This window comes from Streptomyces sp. NPDC001922 (assembly GCF_042891165.1).
Taxonomy (GTDB): Bacteria; Actinomycetota; Actinomycetes; order Streptomycetales; family Streptomycetaceae; genus Streptomyces.
This window is the reverse complement of the sequence record NZ_JBIASV010000004.1, coordinates 150,430-165,704: the sequence shown is the minus strand read 5'-3', so window position 1 is coordinate 165,704 and position 15,275 is coordinate 150,430. Positions and strand designations below refer to the sequence as shown.

Genomic DNA, 15,275 nt, shown 5'->3' with positions numbered 1-15,275 from the left:
CGGGGCGTGGCCCTCAAGAACATCCCGGACTCCGGGTTCTCCGATGACGACGGCTCCGCCGACCCCCGGCTGACAGCGGCTCTGGCCGCCTACGCCGACGACCCCGCCGCGGAGCCCGGTGTGCTCGCCGCGCTCCCCGGCGCCCGGCTCCTGGTGCCCGTGGTCGCGGTCCTCGGTGAGGCGGAGACCGGCCCGGACGGGCTGCGCCGCGAGAAGTCCAGCGACATGGCCGTGCCCACGCTGACGGGCCCGGGCGGCCGCCGTGCCCTGCCCGCGTTCACCTCCACCGAGTCCCTGGCCCGCTGGGACCCGCAGGCCCGCCCCGTGGCGGTCCCACTGCACCAGGCGCTCCAGGCTGCCGCGCACGAGCAGGCCGACACCGTGGTCCTCGACCTCGCCGGCCCGGTGCCCTACCAGCTGACCGGGCCCGCGCTGCTCGCCCTCGCCGAGGGCCGGGAGAGCACCGACCCGCTCGCCGACCCCGCCGTGGCGGACGCCGTGCGGACGGTCCTGGCGGACGAGCCCGCGGTGCTGCGGGCCCACCTGGCGCCCGGCGGCAGCGCCGACGGCACCCTCGCGCTGTGCCTCGCGCCCGAGGCGCCGGCCCGCGACGTGGCGCAGCGGGTGGCGACCGCGCTGGCCGGGGACGAGACCCTGCGGGCCCGGCTGGTCCGCGGACTGGACCTGGCCCTGCTGCCGGCCGCCGCCACGGTCCCGGGGGAGCCGCTCTTCGCCCGGCAGGCGTGATGTCCTGATCCGTCCCACAATGCAGAGAGGCTTTGTGATCTTTGCTTGGAGGGCGAGATGGCGGAGACGGCGGCACGCAGGGCCGGCCTCGAGTCGATCGACGTGCGCACGGTCGTGGCGGAGTTCCTCGGCACCCTGCTGTTCGTGTTCTTCGCCGTCGGTTCGGCGGTGCTCGGCGCCGAGTACGTGGGCACCGTCGGTATCGCCCTGTCCTTCGGCTTCGTGCTGCTGGCCCTCGCCTACACCTTCGGCCAGATCTCGGGCTGCCACCTCAACCCGGCGGTCACCCTCGGCATGCTGATGGCCAGGCGCATCACGCCGCGCACCGCCCTGGAGTACGTGGTGGCGCAGCTGCTGGGCGGGATCGTCGGCGCGGCCCTGCTCTTCCTCGTGGCGAAGCAGGTGCCCGGGCTCGAGACCTCCGGCGGCTTCGGCAGCAATGGTTACGGATACCGCTCGGCCGTGGGGATCAACATCTTCGGCGCGTTCGTCGCCGAGATCGTGCTGACCTTCCTGCTGGTCTACGTCTATCTCGCGGTCACCCGGAACCTGGTGCTGATCGGCCTCGCCGGTCTCCCGGTGGGTCTGTGCCTGGCCGTGGTCAGCCTGGTCGGCATCCCGCTGACGGGCGCCTCGGTCAACCCGGCGCGCAGCTTCGGCCCGGCGCTCTTCGCGGGCGCGGAGGCGATGACCCAGGTCTGGCTGTTCCTGATCGCGCCCCTGGTGGGCGGGGTGCTCGCCGCGCTGGTGCACGGTGTGACGCATCCCGCCGAACCGGTCGGCGTCGCCCGGACGGCCACCGAGACCGCCGAGTGACCGCTCGGCCCGGGGCCTGCCGTCGCCCGGACCGGACGGGGCGGGATCCGGAACGGGGCGGGGTGCCGGGCCCCGCGAGCCCGGCCGCCGGCGTCGGGACCGGCCGCTGAGCCCCGGACCCGACCGGGCCGCGGAATCGGCCGGGCCCCGGAATCGACGACGGGACCCCGAGCCCGTCAGCTCCCGTAGACGGGACCGGTGAACTTCTCGCCCGGCCCCTGGCCCGGCTCGTCCGGCACCACGGAGGCCTCCCGGAAGGCCAGCTGGAGCGACTTCAGGCCGTCGCGCAGCGGGGAGGCGTGGTACGACCCGACCTCGGTCGCGCTCGCGGTGACCAGGCCGGCCAGCGCGGTGATCAGCTTCCGCGCCTCGTCCAGGTCCTTGTGGTCGGAGCCGTCCTCGGCGAGGCCCAGATTGACCGCGGCCGCACTCATCAGGTGCACGGCGACCGTGGTGATCACCTCGACCGCGGGGACGTCCGCGATGTCGCGGGTCATCGTGTCGAAGTCGGGAGACTGCCCCGTGGGCTCGGGCGTCGGCTGCTGCGGGGTGGCGTCGCTCATACTCAGGACTTCACTTTCGGCTGGACAGTTGACATCAGCCTATGGCCACTGCCCGCGCGGTGGGTGACCGGGCCGAACGCTGGTATGCTTACTGACGACCGGCCGGACATTCCTGTGCCCGGCCCACAAGTGGAGGCTCCGAACTCCCACCTGACCGATCTCCCGGATCGGCGGGTCACCGGTCAGACAGAGCCCGTCGTTCCGTACGGACGACGGACCTGTCCGATGCGCCCCGCGGTCACCGCGGCGGTGCTCCGGTATGCGAGGAGCCCCGCCTGTGTCCCGTTCGGGGCGTTTTTCACGTCCGGGGCAGGGGTCGACAGAACCAGACGTTACGCGGCTGTCCGCCAGGCAATCGCGTGGTGCAACCGAGGAGGCCCCATCAGCGCCGAGCCCCGCATCAACGACCGGATCCGAGTCCCCGAGGTGCGACTTGTCGGTCCCAGTGGCGAGCAGGTCGGCATCGTGCCGCTTGCCAAGGCACTGGAGCTTGCGCAGGAGTACGACCTCGACCTCGTCGAGGTCGCGGCGAACGCCCGCCCGCCCGTGTGCAAGCTCATGGACTACGGGAAGTTCAAGTACGAGTCGGCCATGAAGGCCCGTGAGGCGCGCAAGAACCAGGCGCACACGGTCATCAAGGAGATGAAGCTCCGGCCGAAGATCGACCCGCACGACTACGACACCAAGAAGGGTCACGTCGTCCGGTTCCTCAAGCAGGGCGACAAGGTCAAGATCACGATCATGTTCCGTGGCCGTGAGCAGTCCCGCCCCGAGCTGGGCTACCGACTGCTGCAGCGTCTCGCGGAGGACGTCCAGGACCTCGGTTTCGTCGAGTCGAACCCGAAGCAGGACGGCCGAAACATGATCATGGTTCTCGGTCCGCACAAGAAGAAGACCGAGGCGATGGCCGAAGCCCGCGAGGCGCAGGCCGCCCGCAAGGCGGAGCGCACCGGCGTCCCCGCTGAGGCTGCCGAGGCTGCCGAGGAGCACGTCGAGGCGTGATCCCGGATCGCTCCGGGAATCCCGGGGTCCAGGCCCCGGACACCAACCGAACCAGCTGACGCTTCCGTGTGCCGGTTTCACCGGCTCGCCGACGGAAGCGCCACCGACGAGGAGAGAACGGCGACATGCCGAAGAACAAGACGCACAGTGGTGCCAGCAAGCGCTTCAAGCTCACCGGCTCCGGCAAGGTGATGCGCCAGCGCGCCGGTCGCCGCCACCTTCTCGAGCACAAGCCGTCCACGCTGACGCGCCGCCTTGCCGGCAAGACCGAGATGGCCCCGGCCGACGCCAAGAAGATCAAGAAGCTTCTCGGCAAGTGACCCAGCCGCCCCGGGCGTCGGACCGACGCTGCAGGCCGGGGCGTACGTCACCCACCGGGACCTCATCGATTCCGGGCCGTGTGAGTCACCCGCGGCCCCGTACTAGGAGTTAACAAGTGGCACGCGTCAAGCGGGCAGTCAACGCTCACAAGAAGCGCCGGGCGATCCTCGAGCAGGCCAGCGGCTACCGCGGTCAGCGTTCGCGCCTGTACCGCAAGGCCAAGGAGCAGGTCACCCACTCCCTGGTCTACAACTACAACGACCGCAAGAAGCGCAAGGGCGACTTCCGTCAGCTGTGGATCCAGCGGATCAACGCCGCTGCCCGCGCCAACGGCATCACCTACAACCGCTTCATCCAGGGTCTGAAGGCCGCCAACATCGAGGTGGACCGCAAGATGCTGGCCGAGCTCGCGGTGAACGACGCCAACGCCTTCGCCGCGCTCGTCGAGGTGGCCCAGAAGGCGCTGCCGAGCGACGTCAACGCCCCGAAGGCCGCCTGACCCGGCAGCCTGACAGCGTCAGACGGACCCGCAGGCCCCCGGCCTGCGGGTCCGTCGCTGTCTGCCCCCGCTCCCGTACACCCCGTCGCCCGAGCCCCAGAGAAGTGAGCCGCCGTCCATGGGCCCTGCCGAGCCGATCTCCCCGCGTTCCCCCCGCGTCGCCGCCGCCCGCCGGCTCTCCCGGCGCAACTTCCGGGTCAAGGAGCGCCGGTTCCTCGCCGAGGGGCCGCAGGCGGTCCGGGAGGCGGCCCTGCACCGCGGCGACGGCGAGCCGACCCTGACCGAGCTCTTCGCCACCGCCGAGGCCGCCGAGCGGCACGCCGGCATCGTCGAGGCCGCCCGGGCCGCCGGAGCGCGGATCCACACCGCCCCGGAGGACGTCGTCGCAGAGCTCTCGCAGACCGTCACCCCGCAGGGCCTGGTCGGCGTCTGCCGGTTCCTCGACCGGCCCTTCGACGAGATCCTCCGCGCCCGGCCGCGGCTGGTCGCCGTCCTCGCCAACGTCCGCGACCCCGGCAACGCCGGGACCGTGCTGCGCTGCGCCGACGCCGCCGGAGCCGACGCCGTCGTCCTCACCGATGCCTCCGTCGACCTCTACAACCCCAAGTCCGTCCGGGCCTCGGTCGGCAGCCTCTTCCACCTCCCCGTGGCCGTCGGCGTCCCCGTCGACCGGGTGGTGGACGGCCTGCGGGGCACCGGTGTGCGGATCGTCGCCGCGGACGGCGCGGGCGAGCGCGACCTGGACACCGAGCTCGACGAGGGCGTCCTGGGCGGCCCCACCGCCTGGATCTTCGGCAACGAGGCCTGGGGCCTCCCGGAGGAGACCCGCGCACTGGCGGACGAGGTGGTGCGCGTCCCCATTCACGGACAGGCCGAGAGCCTCAATCTCGCAACGGCCGCCGCCGTGTGCCTCTATGCATCGGCCCGTGCGCAGCGCGCATCCGGAGGGTGCCGCTCCGTGACTCCGAGCTAGTAAGGTTGCCGCGGGGGTGCGACCAGGGGGTGTGGGGATGGACGCCAGGACTGCGGCCGAGTGCGCACGGAGCGCGGCTGCGCCCGCGACCGGTGCCCTCCCCGGCCACGGCTCCTCACTCGCCGGACTCGGCCTGGACCCCGACGACCTGCCCGACGGTCTCGTCGTCGCCGATGAGACCGGCCGGATCCTCTGCTTCAACGCCGCGGCCGCCCGGATCACCGCGCTGCACCCGTCCGAGGCCATCGGCCGGCCGCTGGAGCGCGCGCTGCCGCTGGAGGACCTCGAGGGCCGCCGGTGGTGGACCGTCACCGACCCGTACGGCGGCCTCGCGATCCGCATCGGGCAGCCGGAGCGGAATCTGCTGCTCCCCGGCGGGCGCGAGGTCCTGGTCTCCGCGCGCTACGTGCGCCGCCGCCCCACCGGGCCCCTCCACCGGCTGGTCGTCACCCTCCGCGGCACCGAGGCCCGCCGCCGCACCGAGCGCAGCCACGCCGAGCTGATCGCCACCGTCGCCCATGAGCTGCGCTCGCCGCTGACCTCCGTCAAGGGCTTCACCGCGACGCTGCTCGCCAAGTGGGAGCGGTTCACCGACGACCAGAAGCGGCTGATGCTGGAGACGGTCGACGCGGACGCCAACCGGGTGACCCGGCTCATCGCCGAGCTTCTCGACATCTCGCGGATCGACTCGGGCCGGCTGGAGGTCCGCCGCCAGCCGGTCGACATGGTCGCCGCCGTGCAGCGGCACGTGGCCTCGCTCACCGGCACCGGACAGCCCGGCGACCGCTTCGACGTCCGCACCGTGCATCCACTGCCCGCGCTGTGGGCCGACCCCGACAAGGTCGACCAGGTGCTGGGCAACCTGCTGGAAAATGCGGTGCGGCACGGCGAGGGAACCGTCACCATCGAGGTGGCACCCGCCCCCACCCGCAGCCTGGAAGAAGGAACGGCCGTCACCGTGAGCGACGAGGGCTCCGGCATCCCGGAGGAATCGATGAGCCGCGTGTTCACCCGCTTCTGGCGGGGCAGCAAGCGCGGCGGCACCGGGCTGGGCCTCTACATCGTCAAGGGCATCGTGGAGGCGCACGGCGGGGCGATCGAGGTCGGCCGCGCCCCCGGCGGCGGTGCCCAGTTCCGATTTACCCTGCCCGTGGCGGCCCCGGCCTTCATGGCCTGAGGCACCACGGGCTTCCTCCCCCCTGCCTCCGGTGGGGGCACCCCCACGGCGCGCCCCGTAGACTCGGCTTTTGGCACCCCGGGCAGCCTCGGCCGCCCTGCCACCGAGCGTGGGCAGCGCCATCCAGCCAATTCGGAAACACGGGAAGAGATGTCGGCACCCAATAAGTCGTACGACCCTGTTGAGGTCGAGGCACTGAAACCGGAAGAGATCGCCCGGATGCGGGACGAGGCGCTCGCCGCGTTCTCCGCGGCCGGCGACCTCGAGGCCCTGCACGACGCGAAGGTCGCCCACACCGGCGACCGCTCGCCGCTGGCCCTGGCCAACCGCGAGATCGGCGCCCTCCCGCCGCACGCCAAGGCCGACGCGGGCAAGCGCGTCGGCGGCGCCCGCGGCGAGGTCAACCGGGCACTCAAGGCACGCCAGGAGGAGCTGGAGGCGGAGCGCGACGCCCGGGTGCTGGTCGAGGAGGCGGTGGACGTCACGCTGCCGTACGACCGCGTGCCCGCCGGCGCCCGGCACCCGCTGACCACGCTCTCCGAGCGCATCGAGGACGTCTTCGTGGCCATGGGCTACGAGGTCGCCGAGGGCCCCGAGGTCGAGGCCGAGTGGTTCAACTTCGACGCGCTGAACTTCCCGCCCGACCACCCGGCCCGCGCCATGCAGGACACCTTCTTCGTCCAGGGGCCCGAGGGCTCCCGGGACGGCAAGGAGGAGTCCGGGGTCGTGCTGCGCACCCACACCTCGCCGGTGCAGGTGCGTGCCATGCTCGACCGCGAGCTGCCGCTCTATGTGATCTGCCCCGGCCGGGTGTTCCGCACCGACGAGCTGGACGCCACCCACACCCCGGTCTTCCACCAGGTGGAGCTGCTCGCCGTCGACGAGGGCCTGACCATGGCGGACCTCAAGGGCACCCTGGACCACATGGTGCAGGCGCTGTTCGGCGAGGGCATGAGCACCCGGCTGCGGCCGAACTTCTTCCCCTTCACCGAGCCGTCCGCCGAGATGGACATGGCGTGCTACGTGTGCCGGGGCGCGTCGGTCGGCGACCCGGAGCGGCCGTGCCGCACGTGCAGCAGCGAGGGCTGGATCGAGCTGGGCGGCTGCGGCATGGTCAACCCGCGGGTGCTCGCCGCCGCGGGCATCGACCCGGAGAAGTACAGCGGATTCGCCTTCGGGTTCGGCATCGAGCGGATGCTGATGTTCCGCCACAACGTCGAGGACATGCGAGACATGGTCGAGGGTGACGTGCGCTTCACCCGGCCTTTCGGGATGGAGATCTGATGCGGGTCCCGCTTTCCTGGCTGCGGGAGTACGTCGACCTGCCGGCCGGTGAGACCGGCCGTGACGTACAGGCCAAGCTCATTGCCGCGGGGCTGGAGGTCGAGCGCGTCGAGCAGCTCGGCGCCGGCCTCAGCGGCCCCCTGGTGGTCGGCAAGGTGCTGGCCATCGAGGAGCTGACGGAGTTCAAGAAGCCCATCCGGTACTGCCAGGTGGACGTCGGCGATGCCAACGGGACCGGCGAGCAGCAGAACATCGTCTGCGGTGCCCGGAACTTCAGCGTGGGCGACAAGGTCGTCGTGGTGCTGCCGGGCGCCGTGCTGCCCGGTGACTTCCGGATCTCCGCGCGCAAGACCTACGGCAAGACCTCCGAGGGCATGATCTGCTCCGCGAGCGAGCTCGGCATGTCCGACGAGCACGACGGCATCATCGTGCTCCCCCCGGAGCACGAGGCCGGCACCGACGCCATCGAGCTGCTCGGGCTCGACGACGAGGTCCTCGACATCGCCGTCACCCCCGACCGCGGCTACTGCCTGTCGATGCGCGGCGTCGCCCGCGAGGCGGCCACCGCCTACGGGCTGCCGCTGCGGGACCCGGCCCTGCTCGACGTGCCGTCGGCCAACGAGTACGGCTACCGGGTCGTCGTCGAGGACCCGGCCGGCTGCGACCGCTTCACCGCGCGCACCGTCACCGGCCTCGACCCTCAGGCGCGCTCCCCGATCTGGCTGACGCGCCGGCTGGAGAAGGCCGGGATGCGCCCGGTCTCCCTCCCCGTCGACGTCACCAACTACGTGATGCTCGAACTCGGGCAGCCGCTGCACGCCTACGACCGGTCCCGTGTCGACGGGCCGATCGGGGTGCGCCGTGCCACAGCGGGGGAGAAGTTCACCACCCTCGACGGCACCAAGCGCGTCCTCGACCCCGAGGACCTGGTGATCACCGACGGCTCCGGGCCCATCGGGCTCGCGGGCGTCATGGGCGGTGCGCACACCGAGATCGCCGACCCGGTCACCGACCCGGAGACCGGCGCGGTCACGGGCACCACCGAGATCGTCGTCGAGGCCGCGCACTTCGACCCGATCGCGATCGCCCGCACCTCCCGCCGCCACAAGCTGTCCTCCGAGGCGTCCAAGCGCTTCGAGCGGGGCGTCGACCCGCAGGCCGCCTCCGCGGCGGCCCAGCGGACGGTCGACCTGCTCGTGCTGCTCGCGGGCGGCAGCGCCGAGGCCGGCGTCACCGAGGTCGTCACCCCCGGCGGACCCCGCACCGTCACGATCCCCGCGGACCACCCGGACCGCGTCGCGGGCGTCGCCTACGGCCGGGAGACCGTCGTCCGCCGCCTCCAGGAGGTCGGCTGCGACGTCCACGGCCAGGACCGGCTGACCGTCACCGTGCCCAGCTGGCGGCCCGACCTCACCGACCCGAACGACCTCGCCGAAGAGGTCATCCGGCTCGAGGGCTACGAGAACCTGCCGTCGACCCTGCCGCGGCCGCCCGCCGGCCGCGGGCTGACCGAGCGCCAGCGGCTGCACCGCCGGGTGGGCCGGGCCCTCGCCGGGGCCGGCTACGTCGAGGCGCCGAACTACCCGTTCCTGGGCGAGCAGGTCTTCGACGACTTCGGCCTGGAGAGCGACGACCCGCGCCGCTCGGTGGTGCGCCTGGTCAACCCGCTCTCGCACACGGAGCCGGCCCTGCGCACCACGCTGCTGCCGGGTCTGCTGGGCGCGCTGCACCGCAACCACGGCCGTGGCGAGCACGACCTGGCGCTCTTCGAAACGGGTCTGGTGTTCCGGCCCACCGGCTCCGAGCAGGAGCCCGGCCGGCCGGACGTCGACGGACGGCCGACCGACGAGGAGATCGCCCGGCTGAACGCCGCGCTGCCCGCGCAGCCGAGGCGGGTCGCAGTGGTCCTCGCCGGGGCGCGCGAGCAGGCCGGCCGCTGGGGCAAGGGACGCCCGGCGACCTGGGCGGACGCCGTCGAGGCGGGCCGCACGGTGGCCCGTGAGGCCGGGGTCGAGCTGATCGTCCGTCAGGACCAGCACGCCCCCTGGCACCCCGGCCGCTGCGCCGCGCTGCTGGCCGAGGTCGACGGCGAGGAGGTGCTCGTCGGCAACGCCGGGGAGCTCCACCCGCGGGTCATCAAGGCCCTCGGCCTGCCGGAGCGCACCTGCGCGATGGAGATCGAGCTGGACCGGCTGGAGCGGGCCGGGTCCGGCCTCGTCGAGGCCCCGCACGTCTCGACGTTCCCGGTGGCCACCCAGGACGTCGCGCTGATCGTCGACACCTCGGTCCCGGCCGCCGACGTCGAGTCCGCGCTGCGGGCCGGTGCCGGTGAACTCCTCGAATCGCTGCGGCTGTTCGACGTGTTCACGGGCGAGCAGATCGGCGAGGGCAAGAAGTCGCTGGCGTACGCGCTGCGGTTCCGCGCCTCCGACCGGACGCTGACGGTGGAGGAGGCCTCCGCCGCCCGGGACGCCGCCGTCGCGGCCGCCGCCGAGCGGACGGGCGCCATGCTGCGCGGCGCGTAACCGCCCGCCGCCCAACCGCCGAAGGGGTGCGCCCGGATCTCCGGGCGCACCCCTTCGTGGTCTCCGCCCGCCCGCTTCACGGCCGGTACGGAGCCGGCACCGGGCCCATTGCGTGAGGTGCAGGCCGCGGTGCCGGTGGTCGGCGGACCGACGGGCGGGCACCGGCCGAAGGGCGTCACTGTGCCAGAGGTGGGTCACTCCATCGGGTGGCATATCGACGGATGGCGGCTACTCGATTGCTCATGGTTGCCACAATCGGCGCGGTCGTCACGGCAGTTCTGACCACCGTACGGAGGTCGGTCGCGGGCCGTGGGGCCTGTCGCCCGCCTCCGGACCTGCCAGGGGAGGCGTGGGCATGATCCGTTCCAGGGGGTGGCGAGGTGCGCCCCGAGGCGTACCGAAGGTCTGGCGCGTGCTGGTCTTCGCGCTTCCGGGCCTGTGGATCCTGGGTGTCGTCTCCTGGCAGCTGACCCATCCGACCGGCATCCCGGCCGTCCAACTCCTCGCCGCCGCGCCCGCGATAGCCTGCGCCGGCAGCGGCCGCCGTCCCTGTGTGGTGCTCGGCGGGGTCTGCGCGGCGTTCGCCCTCGTCCCGCTGGGCTCCGTCGAGGAGGAGCACGGCATGGGGATCCGCGCCGGGACCTGCGGCGCGATCTTCGCGGTGGTCGTGGCCGGCTATCTGACGACCGGCCGCCGCCTCCGGCTGATGCGCGAGCTGGAGCGCACCCGTGAAGCGGCCACCGCCGCGCAACAGGTCCTGCTCCGCCCGCCGCCTCCGCGCCTCGGCGGGCTGACGGCGGCGGCCGGCCACCTCTCCGCCACCCGCGGCGCCCTCATGGGCGGTGACCTCTACGAGGCGCTGGACACCCGGCACGGCGTCCGCGTCGTCATCGGCGACGTGCGCGGCCACGGCCTCCCGGCCATCGGCGCCGTCGCGGCGCTGCTCGGCAGCTTCCGGGAAGCGGCCCACGACGAGCCGGAACTCTCCGGCGTGCTGCGGCGGTTGGACCGCGCGATGCAGCGGCACCTGCGGGAGCGAGCGGACCGCGAGCCCGGCACGGGCGGCCGGGGCCGGACCCCGGACGGAGCGGAGCCGGACGGTCCGCTCGCCGAGGAGTTCGTCACCGTGCTCCTGCTGGAGCTGCGGGCCGGCAGCCGGCCGACCGCACTCAACTGCGGTCACCCCTGGCCGTATCTGCTCACCGCCGCCGTGGACGGTGCCGGTCACCCGGAGGGCACGGGGAGCCGGGACGGGCACGGGCCGTGCGCGACGCGCGCCGTACGGCTGGCGGACGCCGACCCGCTGCCGCCGCTGGGCGCGTTCCCGCTCCCCGCCGAGCTGCCGGTGGTGTCCTGCCGGAGCCTGCGGGGCGGGGACACCCTGGTCCTGCACACCGACGGCGCGGAGGACGCGCGGGATGCGTCAGGGGCCTTCTTTCCCCTGGACAGCGCGCTGCTGGCCGCGGCCGGCGGCGCATCCGCGGCCGACTGCGACCCTCCGGCCGGGGCCGGGGCCGGGGCCGGGGCCGGGGCGGGTGCCGTTGCCGTGGCCGGCCCGCAGGCCATCGTCGAGTACGTGTGCTCCGCGCTGCTGCGGCACGCCCGCGGCAGGCTCCGGGACGATGCCGCACTGCTGGTGCTGCGCTTCGACCGGCAGCGGATTCCCGCACCCGCCGGCGCGGGGCGCACGGCGGGCGCCGAGCCGGCCCCCTGAGCATCGCCGTTTCCCGGGGCATGTGCCCCGGGCCGCACGTGCCCCGGGCCCGTGTACACCCGCGCCTGCCCGGGCGCGTCCGGCCGGCGCCCCGGCCCGGACCGTCCCTTGCCTCTCCCCAGGGCCTGCCCGGCACGCCGTCCGCCGCCGACCGGGCGCGTCCCGGACGGACCCCGGAGCGCCGCGCCGCCGTTTCCCTCCGCCGTTGGTAGATGTAGGGCCCGAACAGCTCAGGTCCGAGAAGAGGGCAGACATGGCCGCACCGACGACCGGGCAGGGAGCCGCTCTCACCACCCACCGCACGCACCCGAGTACCGCGCACCACCCCGTCGGTGGCGACCCGGGGCGCGTGACGGTACTGCGGGCGCCCGGGAGCGAACTCGTCGCGGTGATCGGTCCGGACGGGTCCCGCCGCGCCGCGCTGCTCCACGCCCTGGGCGCCCTCCCGGCCGTCGGCCGCCCCGTCGCCCCTGTGCGCACCCGGGGGGACGGGGCTCCGGACCCGGGCCGCCGGATCGGTGAGCTGCTCGCGGACCTCCGCACCGCGGGGCCGGCGAGCCGGGTGTTCGCCGGGGCGGTGCCGGGGGAGACGTACGGCGGACCGGCGGGCCGCGGGCCGCACCCGGACACCCGCTACGCGGAGCTGCCGCCCGCCGACCGGTTGCTGCTCGCCCTGACGGTGGCACTGGCCGAACGGCCCGCGGCCGTCCTCGTCGAGTCCGCCGACCCGGGACCGGACCTCGTGGGCCGGCGCCGGGTGTGGGCCGGACTGCGCCGGGTCGCCGACTCCGGTGTCTCCGTCCTCGCCGGCTGCCGTACGGTCGGCACCGCGGGGCGCTATGCCCACCGCACCGTGCTGCTGCCGCACCGGACCGGACTCGGCTGAGGCGGCCCCGCCCCGGCCCGTCAGAACCCGCCGCCGGAGGGCGGGCGTTCACACCCCGTGTGTGCCCGGTTCCACTACGCTGTGGACTCATTGAGCACATCGGGAGGGCACGATGGAGCCCAACACCCTGCTCGACGCCGTTCTCGACGAAGCAGGCATCTCCCACGCCGGGCTGGCCGCCCATGTCAACGAGGCGGGCCGGGCCCGGGGCATGACGCTGCGTTACGAGCACACGGCCGTCGCCCGCTGGCTGAAGGGCCAGCGGCCGCGCGGCCGGGTGCCCGACCTGATCTGCGAGGTCCTCGGCGAACGGCTGCAGCGCGCGGTGACCCTCGACGACATCGGCCTCGGCACGTCCGGCAGCGGTCACGGCCCCGGCACCCCGCTGTCCGGCTTCGTCGACCGGGCCACCGCGCTCTGGCGCTCCGACGAACAGCGGCGCCCGGACGTCGTCGGGGCTCCCGCGGTCACCGGCACCCCCGCCGTGATCCCGGTGTGGGAGTGGGAGAACCCGCCCGAGGACGCCGATGTCTCCCGGCGCGGCCACACCAGCGTGGGCCTGGCCGACATCGACATGCTGCGGGCCGCCCGCGCCCACTACGAGCTGCTCTACCGCAAGGCGGGCGGGGTGGCGACCCGGGCCCGCATCGTCGGCTTCCTCACCTCCGAGACGGCGCCGCTGCTGCGCGGCAGTTACCCCGACGCCACCGGGCGGCAGCTGCACCGGGCCGCCGGCGGTCTGGTCGCCATCGCCGGCATCTGTGCCTACGACTCGGACGCGCACGGCCTGGCGCAGCGCTACTTCCACCAGGCGCTGCGGCTCGCCAAGGCCAGCGGGGACCGCGGGCTCGGCGCCTATGTGATCGCGCTGATCGTCAACCAGTCGCTGTTCCTGGGGGAGCACCGGCAGGCCGTCGCGTTCGCGGAGTCCGCGCTGCGCGCCGCGGGCGGCCACATCACCCCGGCGCTGACCGCCGACCTGTACGCGATGCAGGCCAAGGCGTACGCCCGCCTCGGCGACGGCGCCGGGGCGCTGTCCTGCATCCGCAGCGCGGAGTCGGCCGCCGACCGGATCCGCCGGGGCCAGGAGCCCGCCGAGACCGGGTATGTGCAGCCGGGCCTGGTCAACGTCCAGGTGGCGGAGGCGCTGCTGAGCCTGGGCGATCTGGGAGCGGCCCGGGAGCACGCGACCGCCGCGGTCGGTACCCCCGCCCACGACCGGGGGCGGGTCCACCGGCTGGCCATGCTCACCCACATCGCGCTGCGCCAGGGCGATGCCGACCGCGCGGTGGCCACCGCGGTGGAAATGACCGAACAGGCCCGGGGGATGGAGTCCCGCCGACTGCGGGACCGGCTCCGGGCGGTGCGCACCCACCTCGTCGCCAGCAAGTGCGCGGCCACCGCCGGGGCCGCCGAACTGATCGACGGTGCGCTGCGCGTGCCCCTGTGAGCGCTCGCTCTGCCGCTGAGATGTTGCGACTGTTGCCCTCTACCCGGCGGAAGGTGGCAGTCGCGTGCGATGGAAGAATCTCAGGGAGCAGACCGTGTACGAGAACCGCTGGTTCCGGGTCAATCTCGCCGATGTCGAACTCCCCGACGGCAGGCACCTCGACCACTTCGTGATCCGGCTGCGGCCGGTGGCCGCGGCCACCGCGGTCAATGACGCCAACGAGGTGCTGCTGCTGTGGCGGCACCGCTTCATCACCGGCACCTGGGGCTGGGAACTGGCCGCCGGGGTCGTGGAGGACGGCGAGGACGTCGCGGCCGCGGCGGCCCGGGAGATGGAGGAGGAGACCGGCTGGCGGCCCGGCAGACTGCGGCACCTGCTGTCCGTCGAGCCGTCCAACGGGCTCACGGACGCCCGGCACCACATCTACTGGTCCGACGAGGCCGCGTACATCGGGCAGCCGGAGGACGCCTTCGAGTCGGACAAGCGGGCCTGGGTCCCGCTGAAGCAGGTGCCCGACATGGTGGCGCGGGGCGAGGTGCCGGCGGCGAACATGGCCGCCGCACTGCTGCTCCTGCACCACATCCGGCTCGGCTGACCGGACTTCGGGGCCGCCGGGGCCGGGGCGGCGTCCCCCGCACCGCCCCGGTGTCCCGTCAGTGGCCGGTGGCCTGCCAGGCCGAGACCGCCAGCGCGCACAGACCGGTGAGCGCGGCGACGGACGGAAGCGGCCAGCGGCTGTGCTCCAATGCGGCCACGCGAACGCTCAGTTCGGCCAGATCGCGATCGGTCTGATCGCTGCGCTGGGCGAGCAGGGCGAGTTGGCCGTCGATACGGGCGAGGCCCACATCGAGGACGCGGCGGAGTTCGGCGAACTCCGCCGCCACCACGGCTTGCTCCGGTTCGGTGGTCATTCCGCTCCTCGGCAGGAGTCGTCTCCACGCGGCCGCACGAAGGGCGCGGCCCGCCTGACAGCCGTACGGTGCGAGTCAACAGCCCTGCCCCGCGCGGCGGGAGCGTGTGCGGGGGACGTATGCGGGCACCGGCCGCGCACCCCGTGTGAACCGCGCACCCGTGGTACCGGCGCGCACACCCTGCCGGGCCGCTCCACGAAGAGGTTGGCTCTTTCAACGAGCCCGGGAGCCACTCCGGGACCGGGCCGCGGCCCCCGAGCCCGTAGCCCACCGCCCCGGGGGTGCCGCCCCCTGGTGCTGCCGCTGACGTGGCCGACGTCCTCGACCGGTGTCACCGCACCATGGCGCCCCGACAGCTCCCCACACTCGGAAACAGGCTACTGAACAGCGGAAATGGTGCACTGCAA

15 protein-coding genes are annotated in these 15,275 nt (G+C 73.8%); 13 read left to right on the top strand and 2 right to left on the bottom strand.

All coding sequences use genetic code 11. From position 1 onward, the window contains the following. The first annotated feature begins 6 nt into the window (after positions 1 to 6). Together ACFYYR_RS08560 and ACFYYR_RS08555 are read left to right on the top strand one after the other, a co-directional pair. Positions 7 to 747 carry an SseB family protein gene (locus tag ACFYYR_RS08560; RefSeq protein WP_388848552.1) on the top strand — a complete coding sequence of 247 codons (741 nt, stop codon included), beginning with the start codon at positions 7 to 9 and terminating at the stop codon, positions 745 to 747. 57 nt (positions 748 to 804) lie between these two features. After that, a complete protein-coding gene (locus tag ACFYYR_RS08555) occupies positions 805 to 1,563 on the top strand; it encodes an MIP family channel protein (RefSeq protein ID WP_388848549.1) in 759 nt (252 codons plus the stop codon). 176 nt (positions 1,564 to 1,739) lie between these two features. On the opposite strand, the gene ACFYYR_RS08550 is transcribed toward ACFYYR_RS08555, so the two are convergent. Next, a complete protein-coding gene (locus ACFYYR_RS08550; RefSeq protein ID WP_351514520.1) occupies positions 1,740 to 2,126 on the bottom strand; it encodes a DUF1844 domain-containing protein in 387 nt (128 codons plus the stop codon). A gap of 354 nt (positions 2,127 to 2,480) precedes the next feature. On the opposite strand from ACFYYR_RS08550, the gene infC reads away from it, so the two are divergent. From infC to ACFYYR_RS08495, 11 genes are all read left to right on the top strand, one after another. After that, entirely contained in the window at positions 2,481 to 3,128 is a 648-nt protein-coding gene (gene infC / locus ACFYYR_RS08545; protein ID WP_388849266.1) for a translation initiation factor IF-3, read from the top strand. Between the two features lie 125 nt (positions 3,129 to 3,253). Further along, the gene (gene rpmI, locus ACFYYR_RS08540; protein WP_014175142.1) at positions 3,254 to 3,448 is read left to right on the top strand and encodes a 50S ribosomal protein L35; all 195 of its coding nucleotides are present in this window, start codon (positions 3,254 to 3,256) and stop codon (positions 3,446 to 3,448) included. Positions 3,449 to 3,564: 116 nt separating this feature from the next. After that, a complete protein-coding gene (rplT, locus tag ACFYYR_RS08535; protein WP_351514516.1) occupies positions 3,565 to 3,948 on the top strand; it encodes a 50S ribosomal protein L20 in 384 nt (127 codons plus the stop codon). Between the two features lie 118 nt (positions 3,949 to 4,066). Beyond that, on the top strand, positions 4,067 to 4,921 hold the full coding sequence (locus tag ACFYYR_RS08530; protein ID WP_388848544.1) for a TrmH family RNA methyltransferase: 855 nt from the start codon (positions 4,067 to 4,069) through the stop codon (positions 4,919 to 4,921). A gap of 37 nt (positions 4,922 to 4,958) precedes the next feature. Then, positions 4,959 to 6,098 (top strand): ATP-binding protein, encoded by a 1,140-nt coding sequence (locus tag ACFYYR_RS08525; protein WP_388848541.1) that lies wholly within the window; start codon positions 4,959 to 4,961, stop codon positions 6,096 to 6,098. Between the two features lie 150 nt (positions 6,099 to 6,248). Beyond that, the gene (gene pheS, locus ACFYYR_RS08520) at positions 6,249 to 7,382 is read left to right on the top strand and encodes a phenylalanine--tRNA ligase subunit alpha (RefSeq protein WP_388848538.1); all 1,134 of its coding nucleotides are present in this window, start codon (positions 6,249 to 6,251) and stop codon (positions 7,380 to 7,382) included. Further along, positions 7,382 to 9,907 carry a phenylalanine--tRNA ligase subunit beta gene (gene pheT, locus ACFYYR_RS08515; protein WP_388848535.1) on the top strand — a complete coding sequence of 842 codons (2,526 nt, stop codon included), beginning with the start codon at positions 7,382 to 7,384 and terminating at the stop codon, positions 9,905 to 9,907. Before pheS ends, pheT begins: the two co-directional genes overlap by 1 nt. A gap of 355 nt (positions 9,908 to 10,262) precedes the next feature. Then, positions 10,263 to 11,621 (top strand): PP2C family protein-serine/threonine phosphatase, encoded by a 1,359-nt coding sequence (locus tag ACFYYR_RS08510; protein ID WP_388848532.1) that lies wholly within the window; start codon positions 10,263 to 10,265, stop codon positions 11,619 to 11,621. A gap of 253 nt (positions 11,622 to 11,874) precedes the next feature. After that, the gene (locus ACFYYR_RS08505; RefSeq protein ID WP_388848529.1) at positions 11,875 to 12,507 is read left to right on the top strand and encodes a hypothetical protein; all 633 of its coding nucleotides are present in this window, start codon (positions 11,875 to 11,877) and stop codon (positions 12,505 to 12,507) included. Between the two features lie 112 nt (positions 12,508 to 12,619). After that, a complete protein-coding gene (locus ACFYYR_RS08500) occupies positions 12,620 to 13,957 on the top strand; it encodes a transcriptional regulator (RefSeq protein WP_388848526.1) in 1,338 nt (445 codons plus the stop codon). A gap of 64 nt (positions 13,958 to 14,021) precedes the next feature. Continuing rightward, positions 14,022 to 14,552, top strand: coding sequence for an NUDIX domain-containing protein (locus ACFYYR_RS08495; protein ID WP_388848523.1), 531 nt, complete (start codon positions 14,022 to 14,024; stop codon positions 14,550 to 14,552). Between the two features lie 58 nt (positions 14,553 to 14,610). On the opposite strand, the gene ACFYYR_RS08490 is transcribed toward ACFYYR_RS08495, so the two are convergent. Beyond that, positions 14,611 to 14,868: a hypothetical protein gene (locus ACFYYR_RS08490; RefSeq protein ID WP_388848520.1), complete on the bottom strand. Its 258-nt coding sequence runs from the start codon at positions 14,866 to 14,868 to the stop codon at positions 14,611 to 14,613. Between the last annotated feature and the right edge of the window lie 407 nt (positions 14,869 to 15,275).